The sequence below is a fragment of the Acaryochloris sp. IP29b_bin.137 genome, from assembly GCF_028285745.1.
Classification (GTDB): domain Bacteria; phylum Cyanobacteriota; class Cyanobacteriia; order Thermosynechococcales; family Thermosynechococcaceae; genus Acaryochloris.
In genome coordinates, this window is record NZ_JANQOP010000246.1 from 1 (window position 1) to 25960 (window position 25960).

The 25960-nt window shown below is 45.0% G+C and carries 21 protein-coding genes, 1 tRNA gene and 2 pseudogenes; 15 read left to right on the forward strand and 9 right to left on the reverse strand.

Going from position 1 to position 25960, the window contains the following annotated elements; translation table 11 throughout:
• Positions 1 to 205: 205 nt before the first annotated feature.
• A pseudogene (locus tag Q0991_RS17355) lies at positions 206 to 541 on the forward strand (transposase); the annotation flags it as partial.
• A 21-nt stretch (positions 542 to 562) separates the two neighbouring features.
• Here the strand turns inward: Q0991_RS17355 and Q0991_RS17360 are convergent.
• The 3 genes from Q0991_RS17360 to Q0991_RS17370 all read right to left on the reverse strand — a co-directional run bounded on the left by Q0991_RS17360 (position 563) and on the right by Q0991_RS17370 (position 3883).
• Positions 563 to 901 carry an SMR family transporter gene (locus Q0991_RS17360; RefSeq protein ID WP_299490636.1) on the reverse strand — a complete coding sequence of 113 codons (339 nt, stop codon included), beginning with the start codon at positions 899 to 901 and terminating at the stop codon, positions 563 to 565.
• A 52-nt stretch (positions 902 to 953) separates the two neighbouring features.
• Positions 954 to 2813 (reverse strand): hypothetical protein, encoded by a 1860-nt coding sequence (locus Q0991_RS17365; protein ID WP_299490638.1) that lies wholly within the window; start codon positions 2811 to 2813, stop codon positions 954 to 956.
• A gap of 248 nt (positions 2814 to 3061) precedes the next feature.
• Positions 3062 to 3883, reverse strand: a complete 822-nt coding sequence (locus tag Q0991_RS17370) for a glycosyltransferase family 2 protein (protein WP_299490641.1) — start codon at positions 3881 to 3883, stop codon at positions 3062 to 3064.
• Between the two features lie 261 nt (positions 3884 to 4144).
• Here Q0991_RS17370 and Q0991_RS17375 point away from each other — a divergent pair.
• A pseudogene (locus Q0991_RS17375) lies at positions 4145 to 4985 on the forward strand (transposase).
• A gap of 176 nt (positions 4986 to 5161) precedes the next feature.
• Here the strand turns inward: Q0991_RS17375 and Q0991_RS17380 are convergent.
• The gene (locus Q0991_RS17380; RefSeq protein ID WP_299490643.1) at positions 5162 to 6358 is read right to left on the reverse strand and encodes a glycosyltransferase family 4 protein; all 1197 of its coding nucleotides are present in this window, start codon (positions 6356 to 6358) and stop codon (positions 5162 to 5164) included.
• A 234-nt stretch (positions 6359 to 6592) separates the two neighbouring features.
• Here Q0991_RS17380 and Q0991_RS17385 point away from each other — a divergent pair, with 234 nt between their 5' ends.
• Both Q0991_RS17385 and Q0991_RS17390 read left to right on the forward strand, forming a co-directional pair.
• Positions 6593 to 7885: a glycosyltransferase gene (locus tag Q0991_RS17385; protein ID WP_299490645.1), complete on the forward strand. Its 1293-nt coding sequence runs from the start codon at positions 6593 to 6595 to the stop codon at positions 7883 to 7885.
• A 242-nt stretch (positions 7886 to 8127) separates the two neighbouring features.
• Positions 8128 to 8622, forward strand: coding sequence for a DUF427 domain-containing protein (locus tag Q0991_RS17390; RefSeq protein WP_299490647.1), 495 nt, complete (start codon positions 8128 to 8130; stop codon positions 8620 to 8622).
• A 43-nt stretch (positions 8623 to 8665) separates the two neighbouring features.
• Here the strand turns inward: Q0991_RS17390 and Q0991_RS17395 are convergent, their stop codons facing one another.
• Entirely contained in the window at positions 8666 to 9226 is a 561-nt protein-coding gene (locus tag Q0991_RS17395) for a hypothetical protein (RefSeq protein WP_366524996.1), read from the reverse strand.
• 251 nt (positions 9227 to 9477) lie between these two features.
• Here Q0991_RS17395 and Q0991_RS17400 point away from each other — a divergent pair, with 251 nt between their 5' ends.
• Positions 9478 to 10128, forward strand: coding sequence for a GIY-YIG nuclease family protein (locus tag Q0991_RS17400; RefSeq protein ID WP_299490651.1), 651 nt, complete (start codon positions 9478 to 9480; stop codon positions 10126 to 10128).
• A gap of 806 nt (positions 10129 to 10934) precedes the next feature.
• The gene (locus tag Q0991_RS17405) at positions 10935 to 14903 is read left to right on the forward strand and encodes a hypothetical protein (RefSeq protein ID WP_299490653.1); all 3969 of its coding nucleotides are present in this window, start codon (positions 10935 to 10937) and stop codon (positions 14901 to 14903) included.
• Between the two features lie 247 nt (positions 14904 to 15150).
• On the opposite strand, the gene Q0991_RS25240 is transcribed toward Q0991_RS17405, so the two are convergent.
• The 3 genes from Q0991_RS25240 to moaC all read right to left on the reverse strand — a co-directional run bounded on the left by Q0991_RS25240 (position 15151) and on the right by moaC (position 16828).
• Positions 15151 to 15336 carry an MAPEG family protein gene (locus tag Q0991_RS25240; RefSeq protein ID WP_366524994.1) on the reverse strand — a complete coding sequence of 62 codons (186 nt, stop codon included), beginning with the start codon at positions 15334 to 15336 and terminating at the stop codon, positions 15151 to 15153.
• Between the two features lie 187 nt (positions 15337 to 15523).
• A complete protein-coding gene (locus tag Q0991_RS17410) occupies positions 15524 to 16141 on the reverse strand; it encodes a glutaredoxin (RefSeq protein ID WP_299490655.1) in 618 nt (205 codons plus the stop codon).
• A 195-nt stretch (positions 16142 to 16336) separates the two neighbouring features.
• On the reverse strand, positions 16337 to 16828 hold the full coding sequence (gene moaC, locus Q0991_RS17415; RefSeq protein WP_299490660.1) for a cyclic pyranopterin monophosphate synthase MoaC: 492 nt from the start codon (positions 16826 to 16828) through the stop codon (positions 16337 to 16339).
• Between the two features lie 85 nt (positions 16829 to 16913).
• On the opposite strand from moaC, the gene Q0991_RS17420 reads away from it, so the two are divergent.
• The 9 genes from Q0991_RS17420 (at position 16914) to nrtS (ending at position 24671) form a co-directional block, all read left to right on the forward strand.
• Positions 16914 to 16987, forward strand: a tRNA-Arg gene (locus Q0991_RS17420).
• 295 nt (positions 16988 to 17282) lie between these two features.
• Positions 17283 to 17927, forward strand: a complete 645-nt coding sequence (locus Q0991_RS17425; protein WP_299490662.1) for a type IV pilin-like G/H family protein — start codon at positions 17283 to 17285, stop codon at positions 17925 to 17927.
• 240 nt (positions 17928 to 18167) lie between these two features.
• On the forward strand, positions 18168 to 18968 hold the full coding sequence (locus tag Q0991_RS17430; protein ID WP_299490664.1) for a hypothetical protein: 801 nt from the start codon (positions 18168 to 18170) through the stop codon (positions 18966 to 18968).
• A 123-nt stretch (positions 18969 to 19091) separates the two neighbouring features.
• Positions 19092 to 19427, forward strand: coding sequence for a hypothetical protein (locus tag Q0991_RS17435; RefSeq protein WP_299490669.1), 336 nt, complete (start codon positions 19092 to 19094; stop codon positions 19425 to 19427).
• A gap of 196 nt (positions 19428 to 19623) precedes the next feature.
• Positions 19624 to 21177 (forward strand): lysine--tRNA ligase, encoded by a 1554-nt coding sequence (gene lysS / locus Q0991_RS17440; protein ID WP_299490670.1) that lies wholly within the window; start codon positions 19624 to 19626, stop codon positions 21175 to 21177.
• A 75-nt stretch (positions 21178 to 21252) separates the two neighbouring features.
• Positions 21253 to 21930, forward strand: a complete 678-nt coding sequence (locus Q0991_RS17445; RefSeq protein ID WP_299490671.1) for a Uma2 family endonuclease — start codon at positions 21253 to 21255, stop codon at positions 21928 to 21930.
• A 238-nt stretch (positions 21931 to 22168) separates the two neighbouring features.
• A complete protein-coding gene (locus Q0991_RS17450; protein ID WP_299490673.1) occupies positions 22169 to 23218 on the forward strand; it encodes a saccharopine dehydrogenase-like oxidoreductase in 1050 nt (349 codons plus the stop codon).
• A gap of 366 nt (positions 23219 to 23584) precedes the next feature.
• On the forward strand, positions 23585 to 24379 hold the full coding sequence (gene aqpZ / locus Q0991_RS17455) for an aquaporin Z (RefSeq protein WP_299490676.1): 795 nt from the start codon (positions 23585 to 23587) through the stop codon (positions 24377 to 24379).
• 61 nt (positions 24380 to 24440) lie between these two features.
• Positions 24441 to 24671 (forward strand): nitrate/nitrite transporter NrtS, encoded by a 231-nt coding sequence (gene nrtS / locus Q0991_RS17460; RefSeq protein ID WP_299490678.1) that lies wholly within the window; start codon positions 24441 to 24443, stop codon positions 24669 to 24671.
• Here the strand turns inward: nrtS and rsmI are convergent.
• Positions 24668 to 25534, reverse strand: a complete 867-nt coding sequence (gene rsmI, locus Q0991_RS17465) for a 16S rRNA (cytidine(1402)-2'-O)-methyltransferase (protein ID WP_299490680.1) — start codon at positions 25532 to 25534, stop codon at positions 24668 to 24670. The two genes, nrtS and rsmI, sit on opposite strands and share 4 nt — an antisense overlap.
• Positions 25535 to 25960 lie beyond the last annotated feature (426 nt).

Here is a 25960-nt window from a genome sequence, read left to right on the forward strand (position 1 = left end):
ATTGCTTACGCAAAACAGGTCATCAGTTCGAAAATTTTTGGGATGCGGTGGATCATGCCTTCAGAAAAGTGTCCTAACCCAATCTTTGATTGCTATACCTTAGCCAAACCCCTTCGTCAGTATCAAAAAGCGGAAATCAACTGACCCGCTGTAAGCAAACGGGGTATGGAAGATTGTGCATCAACAAAGTGTGGGATAGGTAACTAAGCTGACACTACTCGACCCCGTCATACCCATCAGCGTGATTTTAGACAATGCTCGATATCAAAAGTGCCAGGTTGTGGCAGACTTTGCCAAGATCGTCGATATTGAGGTAGCCTATTTGCCTGCCTATTCACCCCATTCGAATTTGATTGAGCGGCTCTGGCGCTTTGTGCGTAAGGAATGTCCCTGCTCAAAGTATTATGCGGATTTCCACTCTTTTAATGGGGCCATTCAACAGTGCCTCGACCAATGCAATGGTGAGCATAAGGCAAAACTAACAAGCCTCCTGTCATTCAAGTTTCAGTCTTTTAAGAAAGTTAATATCCTAGCCGTCTAGAGTATAACTCTAATAATTGAATTAGCTAATTTTGCCGAAAACAACTGTGCAGATTCCACTTAAAATCAAACCAACTCCCATCCAATGTGGTACTGAAACCTTTTCTTGGAAGAAAATAATACTAGCTAGAGTAGTTGAAATAACTGTTAATCCAATTACTACCGGATAGACAACTGATAAATTCAGCTTACTAAGAACAAGGATATAAACAATTGTACTTAATCCATAGGCTAGAATACCACCCAATAAATATAGATTAAAAAAACTATTTGTTACTCCATATTTTAAGAGAATTTGGCCCGCAGTATTGAGGCCAGATGTAAGCAATACTAAAATACAAAAGAAAATTTTTGATGACACGATATATGACAAACTGCACTACTAAACTCAGAGTATATAGTAGCTTATTTCATCAGTTGTTCAATAATGGATAGACGATTAGAGATCCTATGGAATTGGTACGCCCTGGTGTTCTGTAGGTTTGTATAACTGCATTCTCATTCTGATAAATTTCATCACCAAGCTGTAGTTTATCAAGCGGAAGCAACTGTTTTGCCTGCTTTACATGAGGATTAGAGTTAGAATCTCGTTTCACAAGAAATAAATATACAGGTTTTAAGGGAGGAACATCATCAAGAGTAAAGTAAACTGGCCGAGGAGAATAAACTGAACTAAGACGAATTAATTTTTCACTGACTAGTAAGACTGAATTCTTAGGCAGTAGGCGATCAAGAGCTTGATAGTCATCATAAAATGGTATCTTATCGCGGTAAAAATCAACCTTGCTTTGTATACCTAGAATAACCGGAAAAAATTGCAATGAATAGTAAATTTGCACCAATAAGGAGGGTGCAAGAAATAGTCCCATTACTATAATATTTTTTGGGAGTGAACCCACTAATCGATTTGCAAGTTTCTGGGGGCATACCATTACGAAATAAATAAGATATCCATGAAGCAATCCGCCATAAAATCTCAAATCAAAGAACATTAGTTTAAGAATAATCAGCGTTTGAAAGCTGAATAAGAACAAGATGATCCAGCGATTCATCTTGGGTATAGATTTGATTAAAACAAGACAAATCAGGCAGAGTAAGGCAAGCGAGGAGAGTGGCCAATAGTTTCTAACAATTAAAATCAATACATCTTTAATTGTAGGTGTATTTACAATACGAGATTCATGAATTCGGATGCTAAGGGCATCAACATCATAAACAGATTTATAAAATACATTAGCAAGGACTGGGCCAAATGGAGATCCTGACTGCCAAAATGTCCAAGTCAAGATAGGAAGATAAAACACTCCCCACGGCATAAGTGCATAAAGAAATACCTTAAGTCTTTGAGTAAATGTTAAAACTTGTTGGAACAGAAAGAATAAAGTTAGAATAAGTAGACTACACCCTAAAGGTAAAAGTGAAACCTTGGTTGAAATCGACGATAGCACTAACAGCGATGATACAATCGCAAATTTCTGAGGGCCAATTTCCTGTAGCAAACGCTTTCGATCTAAGAGCGCAACTGTTGCTGCTGCAGTCGCTAAGTCACCCATAGCATGGGCTCCACCGGTTACATGCCAGACGACTGGGTACAAGCCTAATGCCATTGGGACAAGCCAAATATGTCGCCAAGATGGAGTCTCATGTTGCCTATGGGCAAGGGATAGGCCGAAATAAACAAGCAAAACACTCAATCCCCAGCTAACAACATTACCTGCATCTGGTAAGCCTAGAGAATAAAGCAGTGTTGTGGACATCTGAAAGATCATCTGAGGATAGATCGCAGCTAGCCAAGGTTCTTGATAGAATTTGAGACTTCCATCAGCTATGATTCGGCTTGGCAGCAGCATGTGATAATACAATTCGTCAATCTTGGAAGATGGAGCGATCGCAACAATCAAATTGATTCCTATGCCAATCAATATGATGATTAGAGGCAACAAGGCTCCACTAGAAAAAATAGATAGAGGCCATCGTTTTTGAACAATTCCGTGCTTAATAACTGCACTCCAACTTATGACGATCATCACACTCCACACAATGATTAGGAGCGGACGTGATGCAAGATTCGCCATTCCCAAGATTTGCACAATTAAGCTTGCAACTTGGAGCCCAAGCAAAACACCTACAACTTGCTTCCAAGGATGAGGTAAAGAAAGCGATAGTTTATCCTGTAGCGTTAAGCCTAAACCCAAATAACCAATCAGACTGACTATGCCGACAAGAAGGACTAGGATTGGAGAGTAATACTCACTAGAGGTAAATAATGACATCTATTACGTTTTACATTATGAATAGAATGGTGCTTAATGGATGCGATCAAGAATTTATCTTTAGCTATTCACGGGGAATATATTGTGCTGAGTGCTAATAGCAATTAGAAAGCGAAAGAGATAGGCAGCAGCAGTTGCGATCACAAACCAATTTTGCGTTGTTATTACCGCTTAGCATGTTCCAATTGAATCTAGCTGATGTGAACTAGAAAGGCTTAATTGTTATAAATTCTCCGCCAAGATTTTGGTTATCCAAAAAAGCGAAATCTAACGATGTACCACAGCGCCTTGATACCATCTACCCAATTAATCTTTTTCCCTTCGGAGTAAGTTCGCCCATAGTAAGAAATACCTGTCTCATAAATGCGCCAGCGACGACGGGACATGGTGACCTTCACCGTAAACTCTACTTCAAAGCCAAAATCATTACTAGTTAATGTCATGTCTGACAATACTTCTCGGCGAAACATTTTGTAGCATACTTCAATATCACTGAGCGTCGTGTTGCATAACAGATTGATTAGATTAGATATTAGTTTATTTCCTAATAAATGATGGAAGTAGAGAACTCGATGTGGCTCACCATAGAAGCGAGAACCATATACGATATCGCCCATTCCTTCAACAATGATGCGCCACATTCGATTCCAATCAGCTGGGTCATATTCCAGGTCAGCGTCTTGGATAACAATCACATCGCCGGTAGCAGCTTGGAAAGCGGTCCTTAAAGCAGCTCCTTTTCCTTGATTATGCTTGTGAAAAATAACCTTTACTGCGGTAAGAGCATGCTGAATTGAAGTAGTAGAGCTAATACTAGATTCATGCTGTCGTTCGTACTCATTTCCCTCAATCGCAACTAATTTTCTATCAGGATTAAAGGTTAGACCAACGGCATGAGAACCCATTTCGCCAAAGGTTTGTGCTAGCCACTCTCGTGTACCATCGGTTGATGCATCATCTACAATCACAATCTCTTTGGCCACATCTGGTAGAGTCTGAACGACTTTAGTTAAAACGGTGTCTAAAGTGTGAATCTCATTGTATGCGGGTATAACTATCGATAGTTTCACTGGATATTCCAATTCCTAACGCTTGGAGCATCATCATAATTTCAATCCTAGGAGCATACTTGACACACAATAATATTGTCAACTTAAGTCAGTGTCATTGATTCCGCAGGTTTCCCCTGCTTAGCAGGACTGCGGAATGTGTGCCTAAACACAAATAATTTCGGCTCTCTGGGAATTAGCGTGTAGCAGCCCTACATTTAGCGTGTTCCCTTTCTCATCCCTATGGAATGATCTGAGGTAGTACTTCAGAGCAATGGCGTAATGGATAACTCAATTCGCATCCCGCTCAACCTTCCTGATGTTCAAGTTCTAGCGCTATCGAAGACTGAGAGAGGGGATTGGCTAATCAAGATTGAGAGTACGCTCCAAGGGACAACCTGTCACCAATGCGGACGTAAGATTGCTGGCCTTCATTGTCACGATTAGGCGCTTCGGATTCGTCACCTGCCATTATTTGAAGTACCCGTTTATTTAGAAATTCGGCCCAAGCACTATCGATGCGGGTATTGCGATGACCATCCCACGACAACTCAACAGTTAGAATGACATGAACCTCACAGTCCTAATACAAAAACTTATGAGCATTGGCTTCTGCAAATCCTGTTCAATTCAACGGTTTCAGATGTTGCTAGGAAACTAGGGGTCAGTGAAGATGTCGTCAGTGGAACCATTGATCGCTGGATTGCCACTCAAGCTGACTGGAGCGAGTATTTAGGCTTCAAAGTCAAAGCAACAATTCCTTGGGCGATTATTTGCTTATTCTCCTGAGCTGAAGCAGGCGTACAACCTCCGAGAGGAATTCACGTAGATATTTGAGGACAGGTACATCAATCGCGGAGCTAAATGTGCCATCCGAGCCTGATGTAAACAAGTACTCAAGAGTGACATCAAGGAATTTGATAGTTTTCTGACTACTATCAATAATTGGATGGACGAGATGACCAACTATTTCCTGGAGGGGTGGACCAGTGGCTTTGCGGAAGGATTTAATAACCGAGTCAAGGTCTTAAAAAGGCGATGCTACAGTATTTCCAATATTGAAAGACTCTTCCAAAGGATTTCTCTTGACCTCAATGGGTATCAGGCATTTGCTGTGACCTAAACACTATATCTAGCGGCTACCGCGCTAATTCCCTGAGAGCCTTTACATCAGGTTGCAGCGGAGGCATCATAAGCTAGATTCTTTTGAAGACCAGTGCCGAGTCTTCTTCCCACCGTTACAGCGTTACTACGCACTCTGAGTCAATCATCCCTTCTCATCAATTAAAACATTAGGATTTACAGCTTCTCTGCGGAGCCACGGATCATTTGCAGCACCTCAACATATTGCTCACAAACCGCCGACCAATGATAATGTTGCCTGACCCACTCATAGGCCGAGGTTGCCATGGAGGCGAGGTGGCTTTCTAGGAGGTCATCAATCGTTTTCGCAAATTGTGAGGCATTCAGGGGAGGGACCTTAAACCCATTCAGGCCATTTTGAACAACATCTTGCAACCCCTCCAGATCAGAGGCAATCACGGGTGTTCTGGCCTCATTGGCTTCCAGAATGACCACCCCAAATCCTTCCATATCCCCTGCTACAGGGATATTGGGCATGACAAACAAATCAGAAGCATCGTAGGCATGCTGCAAGATCTGATCAGAAGTCTTGCCTGCCAGTACGATATGGTCAGGGTTTGCAGCCTGTTCTTTGAGCCATTGCAAACGACTGGTCTCTTTGCCAGTACCAATCAGCAAATAAACGACGGGTTGTTTGAGACGAGGCAATACTTCTTGTAAAAACCAAGCATGCCCCTTTCGTTTAACCTGCCGTCCAACACTGAGAAGAAGATGTTTTCCAGTCAGGTCCAGCTTAAATTGTTGCTCAATAAACGCTCGCGATAGCGATTTTTGATAGGGCCGAGGCTGAATATCGAGGGCATTAGGAAGAACAAAGCTTTTGGAGGAGTTTAATCCGCGTTGAAGGCTAGCCGCTTGGGTTGCAGTAGAGACGGAAATCACCCCCTGCAAATGATGAAATACCTTAGGCACCCAGTGTTGGTAAAGTTTCGTTGGCAATGTCACGTCCTGACCATGGTTGATAGCAACCATGGGAACTGCCACTCTAGAACTCAGTAAAGGGGCCAAAGCAGCGGTCACCATGGAAGAGAAGAGAACGACATCCGCCTGCTGATGCGCAATAACCTTAGGTAAAGTGCCTAGTAACCTTAGCAAGAAGCCGAGAGTTCTCATTTCAGTTCCCCGCCAGGGAGACTCCAAGACAAGGGGAAACACAGATAAATCTGAACGTCGTTGCAGCGCGTCTAATAATTGCAGGCTCACCGTTTGCATCCCACCAATATTTTTAATATTGGCATCAGACGGAGGATGTAGATGGGAGATGTAGATGAGGTTGAGGGTTGCCTGGGGTCCAGAAGGGATGGCTGCAGGGGGAAAACTTAGGGAATGGCTTTGTGATCTCAGCACACACATCGAAAGCTGGCATCCGAAAACTGAATCATTAACATCAACGGATAATACTATGAACTGCTGACTTTAGCTTTGATACACTTCCTTATACCCTACTGAAACCCCCTCAGAAAGAGCACTTAAAACGATAATTTTTTCACTAGCCTAATCAGAGCGTAACCGAATTCAATTCTTAAACTTAATCTTGATTTGCTATAAACTTGAATAGTTCTTAAACTGCCCCATACATTTACCTGTATGAAAATTGCGATCATTGCTTCTGGTTTCTTACCCGTTGTCGACGGCGTTACGGTCAGCGGTTTCCATCGTTTGCAGAAGCTGAGTGATTGGGGCCATCAAGTCAAATTGTTTTGTCCAGACTATCGTTCCCTGGCCAGCGTTTATCCAAATTGGCAGAACTACACCGGCTGCATTCTCCCTAATGTCGAAGTCATCAATCTCCCCAGTAGCACCTTTATGGGTTTGGACTTTGAGCGCAATGTCAACTGGCGAGCGCGGTGGCCACTACAAAAGGCCCTAGAAACGTTTCAACCCGATATTATTCATGTGGATGAACCCGAGCGCTTATCCGTAGGATTATGGCAAATCCCCGGTATCAAATATGCTCAGCAAGCCAACATCCCCTGTGTTGGCTTTTTCAGGACCAATTTTCTGGAGTATGCTGAGGATTATTTTGCCTGGCCATCTCAGGCCCTCTCACTGCTGAAACGGTTGTTCACGCTCCTGCTCCGACGAGTCTATAACGCTTACGATTACACCCTGGTGACCAGTCCCATCACCCACAAAAAGATTATCGATCTCGGCATCAACAATACCTGCTATGCCAGCTTAGTCGGCTTCGATGCCGACCATTTCAGTCCAGACCTCCGACAATCAGATTATTTTGCCGAGGCCTATGGTCTTCCGCAGGTGGATCAACAAGTAAAGCTCGTTTTCTTGGGGCGTCTGACCCCAGATAAGGGCTGGGAGTTTACCTTCAAGGCTATACAGGACTTCTTCACCCGGGTTAGCTCTGATCAGGTGGCTTTGCTGGTTGCAGGTGATGGCTCTATGCGGGAAGAGATTGCCCATACCCTTCGCCAACTCACTCCTCATGTGCACTTGTTCGGGCGGGTTGCCCCCGAACAAATTCCAGCGCTCTTAGCCAATAGCGATATTCACGTCACGACCTCTGAGAAAGAAGCAAGAGGACTGACTGTATTAGAGGCTTTTGCTTCGGGGATTCCCGTACTGGCTCCCAAAGCAGGTGGTGTTGTCGAGAATATTGTGGATGGATGGAATGGCTTCCTCTATACTCCGCAATCCATTGATGATTTTGGCGATAAACTGCTGCAGTTGGTCACGGACGCTAACCTCCGTCAGCATATGGGCGAACGGGCCCAGTCTAGCCTTGACCAATATAGTTGGGATAATACCGTTCACACGCTAGTCACCCTCTGGCAGGACGCAATTCGCCAACGCCAACCTGTGACTGGACCCGCTTCTTCCCTTGTGTCAATGGTGAACTCAGCTGCTGATGCCCAATCCTAGATCCAATCAAGTCACCACGTCATCATGCTGCTATACCCGACTGTGGTGAATATTAGAAGTCTTGATATCGGGTAGGAATGCAGGGATGATGCGACGCGCTTTAGGACTCAAGAGGGAGCATTGCCTTCTAACCCGGTGGAATCTCTTGCAGAGAATTCGGCCATCATGCCCCATACCCGGATCGATCAACGTTACCCTCAAAAAAGTGCATCAATTGCCTTCAAGATAGGAGGACTTATCCAATGCCCCTCAATCGTATTGAACCCGGCCCTGGTCAAGAATCTGTCTGGGATTACCCCCGTCCTCCCCGACTAGAAGATTCTCCCAAACATATTCAGATCGCCTTTAATGGGATCACCCTAGCCGATACCCACCACGCAAAACGGGTCTTAGAAACCAGTCATCCCCCGGTGTACTATATCCCCCCAACGGATGTTCAAATGGAATATTTGCAGCTCACGCGGCGCTCAACCTTCTGCGAGTGGAAAGGGTCGGCGGGGTATTACACCGTATCGGTTCGCGATCGCACCGAAGAAAACGTCGCCTGGTTTTATGCCAATCCCTCCCCCCGCTTCGCCGATCTCAAAGACTACATCGCCTTCTATCCCAGCCGTATGGATGTTTGTACCATCGATGGGGAAGTGGTTCAGGCTCAAGCCGGAGACTTTTACGGCGGTTGGATTACGCCCGATATTGTTGGCCCGTTCAAAGGCGGTGCAGGAACTTGGGGATGGTAGCTTCACCCTCAGGCCCACCGCAGCACACTGACATAACAGCCACTTACTGAACGGCGACTTCGTACACCGCTTTGACCGAGGCCATGGGTTGTAGGGACTCACGATAATCCCACTGAACATGGGTGTAAGCCTCAGCAGGAGCAGGCTCTATTTCAACTGTCCCATCAGGCTGGGTGACTTCAATCATGGGTTTTTCAGAATAGGTCTGACCCCCATCAATGCTATAGGAGAGCTTGGCACCATTGGCTCGTGCAGATTCCAAAACAAAAGTCGTTTGCTTGGGAATGGGCTGGTTAATCCTCAACTCTGCAGCAGGTTTATCTCCTGCATTTTCACTCACTAGGGTATAGCGAAGCACATCACCAGGACGGACGGTCACATCCCCTTCCAAAGTCTGCCAAGTCCGTTCTTGCCCCCCTTCAGTATTAGGGGTGATGACCTGCTTCTCTGCGGAAAGAACTAACTTCACCTGGGGCTGAAAGACTCTCTGGACCAGCGCTTCTCCTGCTTTTTGCAAATTAGCAAAGACCGGAGTGCCACTGACAAAGGGAAGGCCCACAGCAACAGCTAATACACCCAGACCAACAGATAAAAAACGTTTCATCATCAAAAGACCTTGTAACTTTAGCGGTAATCAAGATTAATTCAACAGCAAGCATGGCTTAAGGGCCTCTGTTAGGAGGGTACCCCCCAATGTCACTAAATTGAGATGTTGCCCGAAGGGTTATATCTAAAGGTTAAATCCGCTAGTTCTATCAGTCGATTTCTCAATCAATATCAGTGGCCCACTCGATTTTCCGACGAGGGGATCGCGATGACCGATAATGAGGGCATATCGGCAAGGGAGGTAAATCTGTGGGTATTGAAAATCCAAATGCAATCGAGCACCAGAATGTACCGCAAGCCCATCAAGGACTGCATGACTTTCTCTACAGCTCTGATGATGAACATACGGCAGACCTAGCATCCCCCCCAACCCCAGATCAAGCCACTGAATCTCCTATTCCTGTTGCGACTTGGTTTGAAACATCTGGAGACGCCAAGATTGCGGGCGTTTATGCGGTCTTTGATCAGGCAGGCAATCCCCAGTATGTAAACTATTCCCGCAATGTTTCTCTATCTTTGAAGAGCCATATTTCCCAACATGGTGAGGACATCTGCGCCCAAGTCAAAGTTCAGCCTTTTAAATTTCCCAAGCGGGCTGAAATGGAGCAGTTAAGGGACGAATGGATCGCAGCTTTCCCTAGTCTTCCCCCTGGGAATACCGGGGATGGTAAATGGGCTGGCACTGTCAAGGATGCAGCGATTCAAGCTATGTCTGCTCAAGAGCGGCAAGCCTATGAAGAGAAAAAGGTGAAGTTGCAGAAGGCAATGGCTTTAGGCGTAGTCGGCAGTACCCAGCCCCAGAGCGAAGCAGAACGGCGTCAGAATTTGGAGTCGGCGATCAAAGATGATAACTGGAGCGAAGTGATTCGCGAACAGACCAAAGAAACCCATGCTGAATAGGGTTGAATTAAAGTCTTCTCTTGATGTCAGCTAGGTTGCTATCTGGCTGAGCAGTTCTTCCCATCTCGTCCAAACCATATCTTGGCTATGCGGCTAAGGCTAAAGATATAGGTAAGGTTATTCGAAGTGAAGATGAGGTTGTGGTCGCATGTGATGCGATTGAAAAGCTGCTGCTGTAACTTTCACTTTGTGGTCAGCACTAGCCAGCCAAACTATTGTGATTGAGCTTCTGATACGTTAAATCACGATTCACTGCATAGTCGGAGATGCAATTGGAAGTGCTGCAGTCATGACTGCAGCAACAACTAGATGATAGGGAGCTAATGTATCTCCCCTCTCTATCGGAGTTATCCACCTTCTGCTTGATAATATCCTTATCTTGGAGTTATCCGGTAGTTAGCGTATAATGCCCCTCCAACCAGAGTTATCAGCTGCCATCCAGATAATTATTAGGTAGCTCACCAGCTATATTTAATTTTACTAAATACTTCCACGATATGAGTGATTTTAACTTCCGACAGATAGCACCTCGCTGTGGAGGTCTTCGAGAGTCTTTTGAGGAATAATGTTGCCAACTAGCTCATCGAAAGTATTCAGGTAATCAGAACTACGTAAGATTAAAAGGTGCCGGTGGTGATGGTGGAGTCGAATGTTTTGTAGACCTCCCCGAGGGCGCTCGTATTGGTTGGCAGGCAAAGTATGTATTCGATATTGATTCTCTGCTCAGGCAAGGAGGGAAATCCTTAGAAACAGCTTTAGAGATTCACGTAAACTTGACACATTACATATTGTGTTTTCCATTTGATTTGACGGGACCTACAGGTCGAAGGCAGTCTAGAACAGGAAAACCGATAAAAAGTCAACAAGAAAAATTTAGAGAGTGGGTAGAAAAGCATAAGGAAAAAGCTCTACAACAAGGTAGACAACTTGAAATTGAGGCTTGGCCAGAGTCAAGACTAAGAGACCTGATCTTGACTTTGGATATATCAGGTGGTCTGCGTGAGTACTTTTTTAATGAAATAATTCTTAGTGAACAATGGTTTCAGGAGCACTTAAATAAAGCCAAGCACTTAGCGGGAAGTAGATATACTCCGGAACTAAATGTTCAAACAGATTTATGGAAATGCTTTTCTGCGTTAGGACGTACAAACGAATGGGGCGAGGAGTTTGAAAAGAAAATTAGATTATGCAAAGAAAACAGTAATCATCTCTTGTCTCAGATCAATAGAGATAACTCTACTCCAGAAGAACTGCAGTATCTTGAAAACTGTCCTAAAAGCATAACTAACGTATTACTTAAATTATCAATTCCCCAAGAGACTATTGGCAATTTAAGCTCTAAAAACTATAGGAGTTTATATAATGAAATCTGTTCAGATCTTGATGAATTAATAGACAGCTTAACTATCATAGAGGAACAAGTTCATCAACACCTCAAAAATCAATACGGAACGAATATAGATTCAGCAGAATTCAAACAATGGATGGCAGAAAATGAGCTCTCGCTTCCAACAATCAATCTTGATTATGTTCGTAGTGTTCTTCAAGCTTACCAAGAGCTATGTAATTGGCTAAAGTCATGGGCAGGCTTGTTAGCATTCTCAGACTCGGTACTAATAACAGGAGTAGCTGGTTCGGGTAAAACCCACGGCACTTGTGATGCAGCTGAACATCGCTTAAGTCATGGCATGCTAACATGTATAACTTTTGGACATTTGTTTCGTGGTGATCCAGCTCCTTGGACACGCATGTCAGAGGTTTTAGACCTATCCATTGGTTTAGGAATGAATGGTTTACTTGATGCATTAGAATCGGCTGCTGAGGCATCAGGCTCATTCCTTATCTTATGCATTGATGCTATCAATGAGACTCGTCCATTACGTTACTGGAAAGATCATCTACCCAATGTTATTTATGAAGTTCATAAAAGACCTTTTTTACGCCTTTGCATAACTTGTCGTACTGCTTTTATATCATCAGCGCTTCCAGAAAATCATAAGTTGCCGATAGTTGAACATCACGGATTTGAAGGTGCCGAGCATGATGCCTGTAATGCTTTCTTTCAGCATTACAGGCTTGAACCGCCAATTGCTCCAATATTACAACCAGAGTTCAAAAATCCACTATACCTAAAATTGCTTTGTACTACTTTAGTAGCTAAAAAATTAAGGCGAATACCATCGGGTTGGCATGGCCTATCACCAATCTTTAGAGAGTTTCTTTCAATAAAAGAGAAACAGTTTGCTGACGAGTACAGCGACAGCGTTAATTCTGGGGCAAACATCATACGTAATGCTCTTTATTCAATCGTTAGGGAAATTTCGACATCTGGCAGTTCAGGTCTAAGCTGGACACAAGCACAAACTGCTATTGATAGTAAAATTCAAAAAGCAAATTTGCCAATCCTTGAATGGCTAGTTCGGTCAGATTTACTGATCGAAGATGCACCTAAACAATCTGACGACCTTTTTGGTTCAGATAGCTTTGTTCGACCTTCATTTGAGAGATTAGGGGATTTCTTGATTGCTAGAGAAATTATAAGTCAGATTACAGAAGCCAAAATTCATGAACTCTTCCAGCCCAGCAGTCAATATTATTACCTTGTTCAAGATTCGTCAGCAGTTGCTCAAAACAAGGGAATCCTAAGTGCTCTTTCAATCATTCTTCCTGAAAAATTCGATGAGATTGAGCTACCTGATCTTATAAAAACAGAACATATTCGTTCTGAAGTTATTCAATGTACAATCTCATCATTCTCCTGGAGAGAACCCAATACTTTTTCAGGTAAATCTAAAGAATTGTTGTGCGAATTTTTAAGAGGAAAAGGAGAGTTGTTTCGATTTGGGATGGACATTGCTCTATCCATATCATGTCGATCTTCTCTCATTGATGCAATATGGTTGCATAATTTCTTGATTTTATATCCATTAGCTAAAAGAGATGCTGCATGGTGTGGATATTTACATAAACAATACGCTTCAAAAACCTATTTAAACCAATTGATAAATGCAGCTTTCAAGATTCCTCTAAGGCAAGTCAACTTGGAAGTCTCAAAACGTTGGGCAATAATTTTACTATGGTTTACAGCAACTTCCGATCGAAGAGTAAAGGATCGAGCAACTAGAGCATTATCAGCATTGCTGGCTTCAAGGTCAGAAATTATTCCTGACATCTTATCTCTCTATCTTGGAATAAATGATGATGCTGTAGTAGAACGTGCTTTGTTGAGTTGTTATGGAGCTTTGATTTTATCTCGTGATCTTCAGTCCATAAAGCTTTCTGTCATCAAAGTCTATGAGACTCTGCAAAATTCTACAGAATGCTTTGACAATGCTATATTACGTGATCATATTAGGTGTTTAATAGAGCTTGCCCAGATTCTCGATGCTTTCCCTAAAAGTTATGATGCCAGTCTTGTGATATCTCCAGTTAGTACTGATTGGCCTCTTCGATTTCCCTCTGATGACCAAATCAATACATGGCAAGACAGTCAGGTTTTACCAAAATTAGCTTATAGCTGTTTGGAAGATGATTTTTTCATATACACCATGTCATGTCTTCGAGAGTGGGAGCATGGTCTTGATCGTAACAAAATGGCTATGTGGATTCTTCAAGAGGTAGTCATTAACCTCGGTTATTCGGATTCCACCTGCTATCTATTTGATGATTATATGCTGGGTAAATTTGGAGGTGGACGCAGCAGACCAGCGTGGGCTGAAAGAATTGGGAAAAAATATCAGTTGATTGCCATGTACCGGCTAGCATCGAAGCTATGTGACCATTTAGAGCGTAGGCGCGATGACTGGGCACCTGAATATCAAAAAATTCCACTGATTTTGCTTGACCAGCGTAATTTTGATCCAACCCTACCAGCATCTGTCGTAAATGAAAACCCAGATACTGGAACTTGGTGGATCAAGCCGCAGGTTAATCCACGAAACTTTGATTATTTATCAGACGCAGAGTGGGTCAATCAAGAACATGATCTACCAAAAATGGAAGACTTACTTGAATTAATTGATCAAGATAGTCAAAAATGGCGGTTGTTAAGTGCATATCCAGCTTGGGGACACCGTGATACGGATAGCGAGAACCAACCATATCGTCAAATTTGGATCCATTTACGAAGCTATATAATTCCTGAAGAACACTTTGAAGAGTTATCTAGCTATCTACACAAGCGAAATTTTTTTGGACAGTGGATGCCTGAGGGGTCGTCTCGGTCATACGGTTTTGCTGGGGAGTATCCTTGGGCAACATCCTTTAATACAGAACCTGACTCATACTTTGCCGGAGGGGATATTGGGCCATTATCCCTGTCTGATTACTATGTTTCTTCTAGTAATCAACTTGTTGTTGAATGGGCAAATGATGCGTCCCTTTCTCATCCTTTTGAAATAGAAGTACCATCTCGAACCTTTTTTGAATCAAATGACCTATGGTGGAATGGTCAGGATGGATACCGTTTAATAAACGCTAAAAACGTCTTCCGAGATCCATCAACAACTCAATCTGGACCTCGTTCTTTAATTGCTGACAACGCATATCTGTTAAAGAAACTAAGTAGTTTAGGTATGAGACTGGTATGGACGATGCTTGGCGAAAAATGGATTTTGGGCGGAAAGAATTCGTTTGAACCAAGGCCTAGAAAAACATTTAGTCAAATTGCTAAATTAGATCAAAATGGCTCCATCGTATTTGGTGAGCGTGTATTTTTTGAAGACTACAAGCAGAATGCTTGCCTATCCATAGAGGATGAAGAGACGACAGAGTAATAAATCCGTCGCAGGATGAGCCAACCTAGGCACGCACTGGGCTTATCATTCATTCTCTACGTTGTTTGAGTCTATTTGTCGCCAGTGATGCTAACTGTGGGCGTATTCGCATTACCAATACCTTCCTGTGAGGGCAGCGTCCGAGATAGTTTTGACCTTGAGTTTGTTGTGGCCAAAATCAGCTTTTTGACTACCGTGTAACTAAACCGAAAACAAAGCTACCAATGACAAGGAAGAAACTTACTCCCTATGCAAAGCTGCGGAAGGGAGTTATCCCAGTAGTATAGAACAAGAAATGCAGAAATCGTGTGATGAAAAATGCGATAGCAGCGTAGTGTGTCCACACATTTGAGATACCTATCACCGATGCAGCCAGGACGAGTGGAGCAAACAAAGTTATCTCTTCTACATGTTTCTGAGCTGTACGAGTCAAGCGGCCATATATGCGAATTGCACCTTATAAAGAAGATTCACTCTGGTTTCCCAAGAATTCTAGCCCGTCGTTAGCTTGAACTGTTTGATGTAAGCGATATGGCAATTTAGCCCCAGAGTATTAATTTACCGAATTCCAGGTCAAACCTGTTGCCATTGATTAAATGTGTTTAAGTCCCGCACTTTTCTTATCTAGGTTGAAGAGTCGTCTTCACAGTGTCGTACTCAGACCGGAATAATCCTTGCTCATGCATGACCTGCTCTAGTCGATCCGCTCCGCCAATATACTGCCCTCCCAGCCAAATTTGGGGAACAGTGATAGGGGTTTTGGGACCAACGAGAGGCTTGACTCGGGCCAACATTTCGTAGAGTGCGCGAGGACTGCGAACCACATCATGGTAGGTGTACTGAATACCAGCTTGGTCTAAATAAGCCTTAGCGCGTTTGCAGTGGGGACAGCTTTCTTTCCCAAATAAATGACTTCTTTGGATGGGGGCCTTGGATGCGTAGGCGGCAGTAACGGCTTCCGTCAGTAGTCCTCGGTTAAGGGCATGGCCTTGGCTAATCACTTTGCCATTCACCATCACAATTGGAGCATGCCATCCTCCCTTGAGTAAGGGTTTCCACCACTCTGTCAACCATTCACGGATGTCTAGCTTGACGGGAATGCCTGCTAGCTCATGCTCCAAGGTGTCTAGAATGACATCTTTGGTCAGGGTACATTCACCACAGGGAATTTTGACCTTAAAAGGACCCCATGCTCCTGCCCAACGGTATAAGGTGATGTTTACTTCGTGGCCTGACATAGTGCGCTCTCGCTATTAACTTCACATCTATGCCTACTATCACCGCCCTAACGAAAAATGCACTGAAGCCGAGCTTAATCTTTGATGAGATCCTGCCTTTTTGCAATTCATAAGCGATAGGTGTCCCATCCCTGCAGGACAGCTCACTAGTTTAATCCATCCGGGGTTTGGGGACTGCGATCGCACCTCTCCCCCCTATGAAGACTCCGCTTGCCAATACCCAGATTTCCCCCCAATCTTTTCAAGCAGGTGGATATCGAGAATTTGCATGGATTTATCCAACGCCTTTGCCATGTCATAGAGCGTCAGTGCGGCAATAGAGACTGCCGTCAGGGCTTCCATTTCCACCCCTGTTTCCGCCTTCGTTTTTACTGTGGCCTTAATTGCATATCCCGGTAAGTCCGGTTGGGGCTGAATGGACACCTCAACCTTACTCAGGGGTAGAGGATGGCAGAGAGGGATCAATTGTGAGGTTTGCTTTGCCGCCATGATTCCGGCTAAACGGGCAGTGCCTAGCACATCCCCTTTAGGGGCGTTTCCGGCTTGGATGGCTGCAAAGGTTGCGGAGGTCATCTTCACATGACCCACGGCAGTTGCTTCCCTTACAGTAGCGACCTTCTCTGACACATCCACCATTTGGGCTTCGCCGTGGTGATCAAGGTGAGTCAGCGCTTTTTGATTCGTCATGATGGATAAGGGACTCCTGATGGGGCAGCTTTAACAAGTTGTTCTTGCCGTACAGTTAGGCTGTGGTAAGATAATAGTCCCTTAGGGGCTTGTAGCTCAGTGGACTAGAGCACGTGGCTACGGACCACGGTGTCGGGGGTTCGAATCCCTCCTAGCCCGTTCGATTCCTTAAAAACACTCGTAATCTTAGATGGTGCAAGTGCCAGCTGGGGTTTCCCCTTGCACTAAAGATTTATTGCTTTTGGCACAAAATCCTTGATTTCTATTGAAGAGTCAAAGTATGCCTAGAGCTAGATTATTCATCTTTGGGCATAGCAGAAATATCCTTAATTCTTGGCCTGAATCGCCGTTCGTAAGGGCGGCATACTTCACTCCCATTCGCGAACCTTAGTCTAGCTAAGCTAGTCCTTTGGACAAGTATTTTAGTCCCTTTGTTAGAGGTAGACTTTATTCAATGCCATATCAATCATTGCGATATCCGATTACTCTTTTCAGTACTGCAGCCGCTTTTCTGTTATTGGTGAGTTGTTCAGCTGAAAACCCCACTCGTGGCCAATCCTCTGAAAACAATCCTTGGGAAGGAACTTGGGAGCTAAAAGATCCTGCGAGTGGAGAAACGGTTACCTTTGTGTTGCAATCGGATCAGAAGGTATATCTAATTACCCCCGATCCAACCACAGCTAAAGACAAAGTGATTGAAGTTCCCCTCACCAAAGTTTCAGACAAAACAGACTTACCTGAGAACATCAAACCCGTTTCTCTATTCGATAGCATCACAAATCAGGCCACTAAAGCAAGAGAAGCCGCTGCTAAAAGTGAACTTGGCGCAATAAATAGAGCTCAACAGGCCTATCGGCTTGAAAACCCAACCTTCGCATCGACTTACGAGGAGCTAGGCATTGGGCGTTTTGACAATGAATTTTACGATATCAACATCGTCTCAGCCGATGCCCAGCGAGCTTATGTAACGGCAACAGCCAAAGGCACGGACACAAAAAGCTTTAGTGGTGTGGTTACTGAAGAAGCGGGGATTACCAAAACGAATATTTGCGAGACGGAATCTCCATCCCAAACCCCTCCGCCTATCGATTGTGAATAAGATCCGCATACTTTTATCGAGTCTGCAGAGTTGATGATAGGGGCATTGACTCGCAATGCCTCAGACTGGCTACGATACAAAGTTCGCTTAAATGGATGGCTGCAAGTTTTATCACTCACTCGACGTTGAGCAAGGCCATTTAAACGGCATCAAAAGTTAGGATCAAAAAAATATCACTCTTCCTCAAGCAAAACTGAAGGGGAAAAACGCTTAAAGGGAAAAACTATTGTGAGCAAGCCAATGGTTCAACCAATGACATCCAACAAACTAAAGCCAGGAGACACGACTGCCATTACTCTCACAGTCGAAAAGCTTCAGCTTTTGAGTTATCTGTCTTTCTGGATCATTGTCATGACCGGCATATTTCTTACAGAAAGATTTTCTGACATTGATTTAGAGAATACCACCTTCCAAGAAGTTATTGGATATAACAACATCTGTATTTACTTTGATACTCCGCCGTCCACTTATGTACTGCCGTTTTTTTGGGCAATAACACTCGTTATTTTCCTTATCTATCTTGTTGCAAACTGGCTGCAAATGATAAGACAATTGAAGGCCGGCCATCTTGACCAAAATCTCTACCAACTACTTTCTCGATTAAAGTTATTTGAAGCCTTTACGCTAGTGTTTTTTTCAACTGTATTCGCCGTTAGCCCGGAGGGATGGGACCACACGCTTTTTATTCATACCATCCCATTTCTGATGGTACAAATCGGTGTGACATCGATGGCTATATCAGGGACACTCTTTGGGATTAAATCCGGCTATTGGGAACGACTAGAGCTAGCAAAATGGTTTAAATGGGCGAATATTTTAGACTGTATTCTGATTAGTCTTGTGGTTGTGTTGTATATTCCCATGTTAATTAATGCCATGGCAGACGGGATATGGTGGGCTCATACCGACAGGTTAAGTAGTCTTGCAGAGGTATTAGATCGTTGCTTTCTTTTCCTGTCTGCAATCGTGCCCTTGCTTAATGCAATCTATCTAGTTTGTTTTAAGTCTGACAAAATTGAAGTCGTTAATATTGCGTTATAAGTTTGTGGAATCACACAGCAGCCAGTGACGATATCTCGTTCCAATCTGAAATTGTCACAAGCGATAAGCCAACGTTCACTGATACCACCAACCTCAAGTCACCCTGATTCAGAATTGTTTGCCATGACAGTCGTCCGAACCCTAGTCAGATTGATATGTGGTGCAACCACAATATCTATTTTGGGCATATGGTTATATGTCTTCGCACCTATCACGGCTCCGTGGGTTGAATTTGGATACTATGGCAAATTTAATCAGGTTCGACGGATTATTCAAGAGACCCCTAACTTGACCATTATTGACCAGTGGCAACACCGAGATATCACCTTGGAAGACTTTGGATTTACAGTTCGCCGCCCGGATGGCTCAACAGTTCAGATCAACTTCTACGAACGCTCTGAACAGATGAAACTGAGTTCAGATGACGATATCCGCGATTATATTGTTAGTTCTATCTAAAACCGAATAACTAGCATCCCCATCTTGGGGGCATCAGACTGCAGTCTGTCAAAGGCGGATATCCTTCATAGATGAGGTAAAGTTGCAGTCCGTCCTTCCTCTATAATCAAAACTCTGGCATTGCAATCCCCCTGTCGGGAACGTTGTGATTTGAGCTAGAACTGGGTCTGAAGTTTTGCATTGTTAAGGATTATCTATGGCTGCTGATCGGGCGTCTGAGCCACCCAACCCGGGTTCCACATTAGAGGAAGTGAGGGTCACTCGTTTGCAAAAGGTTGAGCAGCTCAAAGCAGCAGGCTTAACCCCCTATGCCTATCGGTGGCAGTCTACCCATACCGCTGAGGCCCTGCAAGAGAAATTTGTGGATCTGGCTAAGGGTGAGGAGGCAGATTTTGAAGTTGCGATCGCAGGTCGTATCCTGGCTCGTCGCGTCATGGGTAAGTTAGCCTTCTTCAGCCTCCAGGACGAAACGGGAACTATCCAGCTCTACCTAGAAAAAAAGCGTATCCAAGAGCAGATGGGGGAGCAAAATGAGCATGCCTTTAACCTCCTCAAAAAACTGACCGATGTGGGGGATTTTATCGGAGTCCAAGGAACCATCAAGCGCACCGATAAAGGTGAACTCTCTGTCTATGTGCAGACCTACACCGTGCTGACCAAGTCATTATTGCCCCTCCCCGACAAGTGGCACGGCCTCACAGATATTGCCAAGCGATATCGCCAACGCTATGTTGATCTGATCGTCAATCCCACCGTGCGGGAGACCTTTCGACGACGGGCTCAGGTTACCGCCAGTATCCGCCGCTATCTTGACGAGCAAGGGTTTATAGAAATTGAAACCCCCGTTTTAAATTCCGAGGCAGGGGGGGCAGAGGCACGCCCCTTCATCACCTATCACAACACCATGGAGATGGATCTGTATTTGCGGATCGCCACGGAACTGCATTTAAAGCGGCTGATTGTTGGCGGATTTGAGAAAGTTTTTGAACTGGGGCGAATTTTCCGTAATGAAGGGATTTCCACCCGCCACAATCCAGAGTTCACCACCATCGAAATTTACCAAGCCTACGCTGATTACAACGACATGATGGACTTAACCGAAGCGTTGATCTGTCAGGCGGCTGAGAGCGCAGTGGGCAGTTTACAAGTTCCGTACCAAGGCGAAACCATTGATCTCACTGCTCCTTGGCGACGAGTGACCATGCATGATGTGGTCAAAGAACAAACCGGACTTGATTTTGTGACGTTTGAAACAGTAGAGGCTGCCCAAAAAGCAGCAGCAAAGGCTGGCATCACAGGCGTAGAAGACTGCGAGAGCATAGGGCACATTCTCAACGAAGCCTTTGAGCAAACGGTGGAAGCAACCCTTATTCAACCCACCTTTATCCTTGACTATCCCGTTGAGATCTCTCCCTTGGCCAAGCCCCATCGGTCCCAGCCTGGTCTGGTGGAACGGTTTGAGCTGTTTATCGTCGGTCGGGAGACGGCCAATAGTTTCTCAGAGTTAACAGATCCCGTCGATCAGCGTCAGCGCTTAGAAGCGCAAGCCGCCCGGAAAGAAGCAGGTGACTTAGAAGCGCATGGTGTGGATGAAGATTTCATTACAGCCTTGGAATATGGCATGCCCCCCACGGGCGGATTAGGCATTGGCATCGATCGCCTAGCTATGCTGCTGAGTGATGCAGCTAGTATTCGGGATGTGATTGCTTTCCCCCTGTTAAGGCCAGAAAAACCTGAAGAGGAAGGATAGTGGTCCAAGGCCATTGGCCAGTTTTGGTCCAGGCTAAACTGTAGTCAGCTAAACTTTCTTTCCCACGCTCGATAGATGGTATCAACGCCTCAACAACAATTAGTTATCCCACCTTTGGAAAATGGCGATCGCCTGTCTCGATCGGAGTTTGAGCGTCGCTATCAAGCCATGCCGCAATTGCGAAAAGCGGAGCTGATTGAAGGAGTGGTTTACAACATGTCATCCCCCCTCAGAATTAAAAGTCATGGTGAACCTCACGGCAATTTGACGGGGTGGTTATGGACCTACAAGACCGCAACGCCAGGGCTTGTTATGGGCATTGAACCCACCGTACGTCTAGATCCCGATAATGAGCCGCAACCCGATGCCGTCCTGTTTGTACCGGGGCAACAGGCCAGGATTGGGGAGGATGACTATATTGAAGGGGCACCGGAGCTGGTGATTGAGATTGCCGCGAGTAGTGCTGCCATTGATTTGCATGATAAGAAGCGGGCTTATCGGCGCAATGGTGTAAAGGAATATATTGTATGGCGGACGCTGGAAACACAGCTTGATTGGTTTGTGTTAACTGCTGATGAGTATGTCCCCCTAGGGACAGATCAGCAGGGAGTCTTTCATAGTCAAGTTTTTCCAGGGTTATGGCTGGATGGGGCAGCTTTGCTGGCGGGGGATATGGCACAAGTATTGGCGGTGTTGCAGCAGGGGTTAGGCACTGATGAGCACCGGAGTTTTGCGGAACAACTTCTAAATTAATGTCGTGGTCTGAAAACGAAGCCAATGTTTTAAGGTCCTTAAACCATGACCATAAAGGTCATTCCATTGACTCGGTTTGGATGTTGCTTACCCTGGTATTGATATTGATGAATCAGGTGCTCATACTTAGCAGAACGCTAAAAGATGTACGCTAGTTGCGATATGTTTCTATCTTTAACCTTGCCCTAACAACCCAGTTACAAAGAGGCCACGGTGCCCGATAATATTTGAGATTGTTATGGATAGTTTGACAGGCGAGGTAAAGCACGTGACCCATTTAGCCAATCCACTACAAACATCAAATCAGCCACTTCTTGTTGGTGTATTGGGGTTTGGCGGACTTGGACAAGCCGCAGCTCGGGTTTTAGCTCCCAAACAGCAAATGAAGCTCGTAGCGGCTGCAGACCAGAAAGGGTTTGCGCTTAACCTCGAAGGCTTGGATTTAAAACGTGCGATCGCAGCTTATCAAACCCAAGGCTCTCTCGGTTACCTCGACCCAGGCGGCACCCTCAGCACCCAAAGCATTGCCGATTTGATTCAGCAAAGCCAGAATGTTGCCGGTTTTTTTCTGGCTTTGCCCAACCTGCCCAATACCTTTATGGCCTCAGTCGCCAAACAGTTTATCGATCTAGGTTGGAAAGGCGTTTTAATTGATGCCATCAAACGGACCAGCGCAGTTGAGCAGCTTGTGGACCTCCAGTCTGAACTTGCAGAAGCAGGCATTACCTATGTCACAGGTTGTGGTGCTACGCCTGGTTTACTGACCGCAGCTGCTGCCTTAGCGGCCCAAAGCTACGCGGAAATTCACCAAGTCAAAATCACCTTTGGGGTCGGTATTGCCAACTGGGAAGCCTACCGCGCCACCATCCGCGAAGACATTGCCCATTTACCGGGCTACACCGTCGAAACGGCTAAAGCCATGACTGATGCTGAAGTAGAAGCCTTATTAGACAAAACCAACGGCATCCTCAGCTTGGAAGATATGGAACATGCCGATGATGTGATTTTGGAAATGGCCGGGATTTGTGGTCGCGATCGCGTCACCGTTGGCGGGGTCGTCGATACTCGTAATCCCAAGAAACCCCTGAGCACCAACGTCCAGCTTACGGGTCGAACCTTTGAAGGCAAAATCTCCACCCATACCTTCACCCTAGGAGATGAAACCAGCATGGCTGCCAATGTTTGTGGTCCTGCCTTTGGCTATCTCAAAGCGGGGATTGCCCTCCATAAGCAAGGAATTTGTGGTCTGCTCACCTCTGCTCAAGTTATGCCTCATTTTGTTTCCTAACTGATCAACACAAGCATCGAAATGTCCCCAAAGGAGTCTGAATGCAACGTTCAAACTCCTTTTATTTTGCTCGTGAAGATGGAGTGCTGGCAGGGAAACGATTAATTTTTCTGGACAGTATAGAAAAATATTTCGAAAACATTGCAAAATTCTTTAGATGTATTTACAAATACCTTTTTGATCCTCAAAATGTGTTGACAAGGTTTTGTATGCGTAGCAATTCATCGCTGATGAAGCTCTTTCTGATCTCAATTATGGGATTAACAAGTTGGTGCTTTTAGAACTGAAGTTCTGACCTGAAAGTGGTGTCAAAGACAGGGGGTTGATTTAAATAAGTTCCTCATCTATTCAAAATGGAGTAAATCCATGTCAATTACTAAAAAAGCGTTTGCCGAGTTTTTCGGTACATTCTGGCTCACCTTTGGAGGTTGTGGGAGTGCTGTGTTTGCTGCGGTTGTCACAGCAGGCCCACCCATTGGAGATAAAGCTGAATATATCTTTCCTGTGGGAATTGGTTTAACAGGCGTCTCTCTTGCGTTTGGTTTAACCGTTCTGACCATGGCCTATGCTGTAGGTCATATTTCTGGTGGACATTTCAATCCAGCCGTATCCTTCGGGCTGTGGGCAGGTAAGCGTTTTTCTGGCTCTGAACTGTTACCTTATATCGTTGCTCAAGCCGTGGGCGCTATTGCTGCGGCAGGTCTCATATTTTTAATCGCAAACGGACAAGAAGGCTTTGCTCTAGCTGGCCCTAACCCACTTGCGACCAATGGTTTTGGTGACCATTCTCCCGGTGGTTACAATCTGGTTGCTTGCTTGATCGCAGAAGTATTGTTAACTATGATGTTCTTGCTGATCATCCTGGGAGCAACAGACAAAAGAGCACCACAGGGATTTGCGCCTGTCTCGATTGGTTTAGCACTAACCCTAATTCACCTAATCAGTATTCCGATTACCAATACGTCCGTCAACCCTGCTCGTAGTACGGGTCCCGCCTTAATTGTCGGTTTGGCAGGCAATATGGAGTTATTCCAGCAAGTTTGGTTGTTTTGGGTAGCACCGATTGCAGGTGCGATCGCAGCGGGTTTCATTTACAATGCCCTATTCGAAGCAGATACAACTGCAACCCCCAATCCTGAGCGGAGTTTTGCAGAGCGATAATAAAAGAGAAGCTCTGAGTTTTTATGCTCTCTAACATTTGCAAATGCCCAATTAACAATTGATGTCCTTTTGGCGAGGCTATCTCGCGGCTTTAACAGATCCCACCTATCGAACCAATGCTTTAAAAGTTGCGGCCATAGTGGGGTCTATTTTATTTGCCATTAATCATGGTGCCGCCTTAACCCAAAATAAAATGACCCGTGAGCGCTGGATCTCAGGATTACTCACCTATTGCGTTCCCTATATGGTGAGTGTTCACGGCCAGTACGTCAGCCGTTCTCAGCAGCCCTAATCCACGGATTCTAAATCGAGGGTAAGTTGATAAATTTGCCGACGAGACATGGCATGTTTCTCCGCCAATTGCCGACTCGCTCTTGATTTTGACCACCCCTGAGCCAATAGCACTTGCAATTCTGCTCGTAAATCTGTTTCGGTTGGCAAGTCTTGGTTTTCAACTACGCCCGCCAAAACCAACGTAAATTCTCCTTTGGGCTCATGGCTTTGATAGTGGGTTATGGCGGCTGGCACGGACCCTCGCCAAAATTCCTCAAATCGTTTTGTCAATTCCCGGGCCAACACAATCTGTCGGTTGTCATCGACCTGTTCTGCCAAATCTTTTAAGGTCTGGCGCAATCGATGCGGCGCTTCATACAAAACAACCGTCCGAGATTCTGTCGCTATCTCCTGCAACCGCTGTTGACGCGCTTTCCCCTTCGCAGGCAGAAACCCTTCAAAGCAAAAACGATCGCAGGGTAATCCCGAGGTAACTAAGGCTGCGATCGCAGCATTGGCACCGGGAATTGGTATCACTGCTATCCCAGCCTCGACACAAGCTTGCACCAGTTCTACCCCCGGATCAGAAATCCCTGGCATGCCGGCATCACTAACGAGAGCTACATCCTGCCCTGACAGTAATCGCTGAATTAGTTCTGGTGTGCGGATTTGAGTGTTGTGCTGGTGATAGCTGATTTGCGGGGTTTTGATCTGAAAGTGATGGAGCAGTTTGCCCGTATGGCGTGTATCTTCGGCTGCGATCGCAGCCACTGTTTGCAAAACCCGAACTGCCCGAAAACTCATATCTTCTAAATTCCCAATCGGCGTTGCCACAACGTATAAGCTGCCTGTTTGCAGTGCATTGGATTCAGAAGAGGTCATAGACAGCCAAGTGTATTACCTACTCAATTCCACCTTGCTTATCTCACCCAGGAGATATTGCCTTCATACAACATCGTGAATATTGGATGATATCAAGCCTCAACAGCCGGTTGAGAGTCAAGGCAAGATTCTCTATAAAATGTCGCAACTTCATGGTAATCGGCATTGCCCAAATTCACTGCCCTACGAATTCTAGCTTCATGCTGCTCCCAACCTGTCAGACCAGGACTCACATCAAACTCTACAAGATCGCCAGTATTTTGGTCCTCGATCCCTCAGCGATTGCCAGTGACAATTACTGTAAATCTTCTACAAGCATCTGTATGTCACTCTAAAGTTTCTCCAGGCGCAAGAATCATCCGGCGAATAACAATCTTGTCATCTTCCGAGTGTGGCTCGACCTGCATTTAAGCTACCCTTGGACTG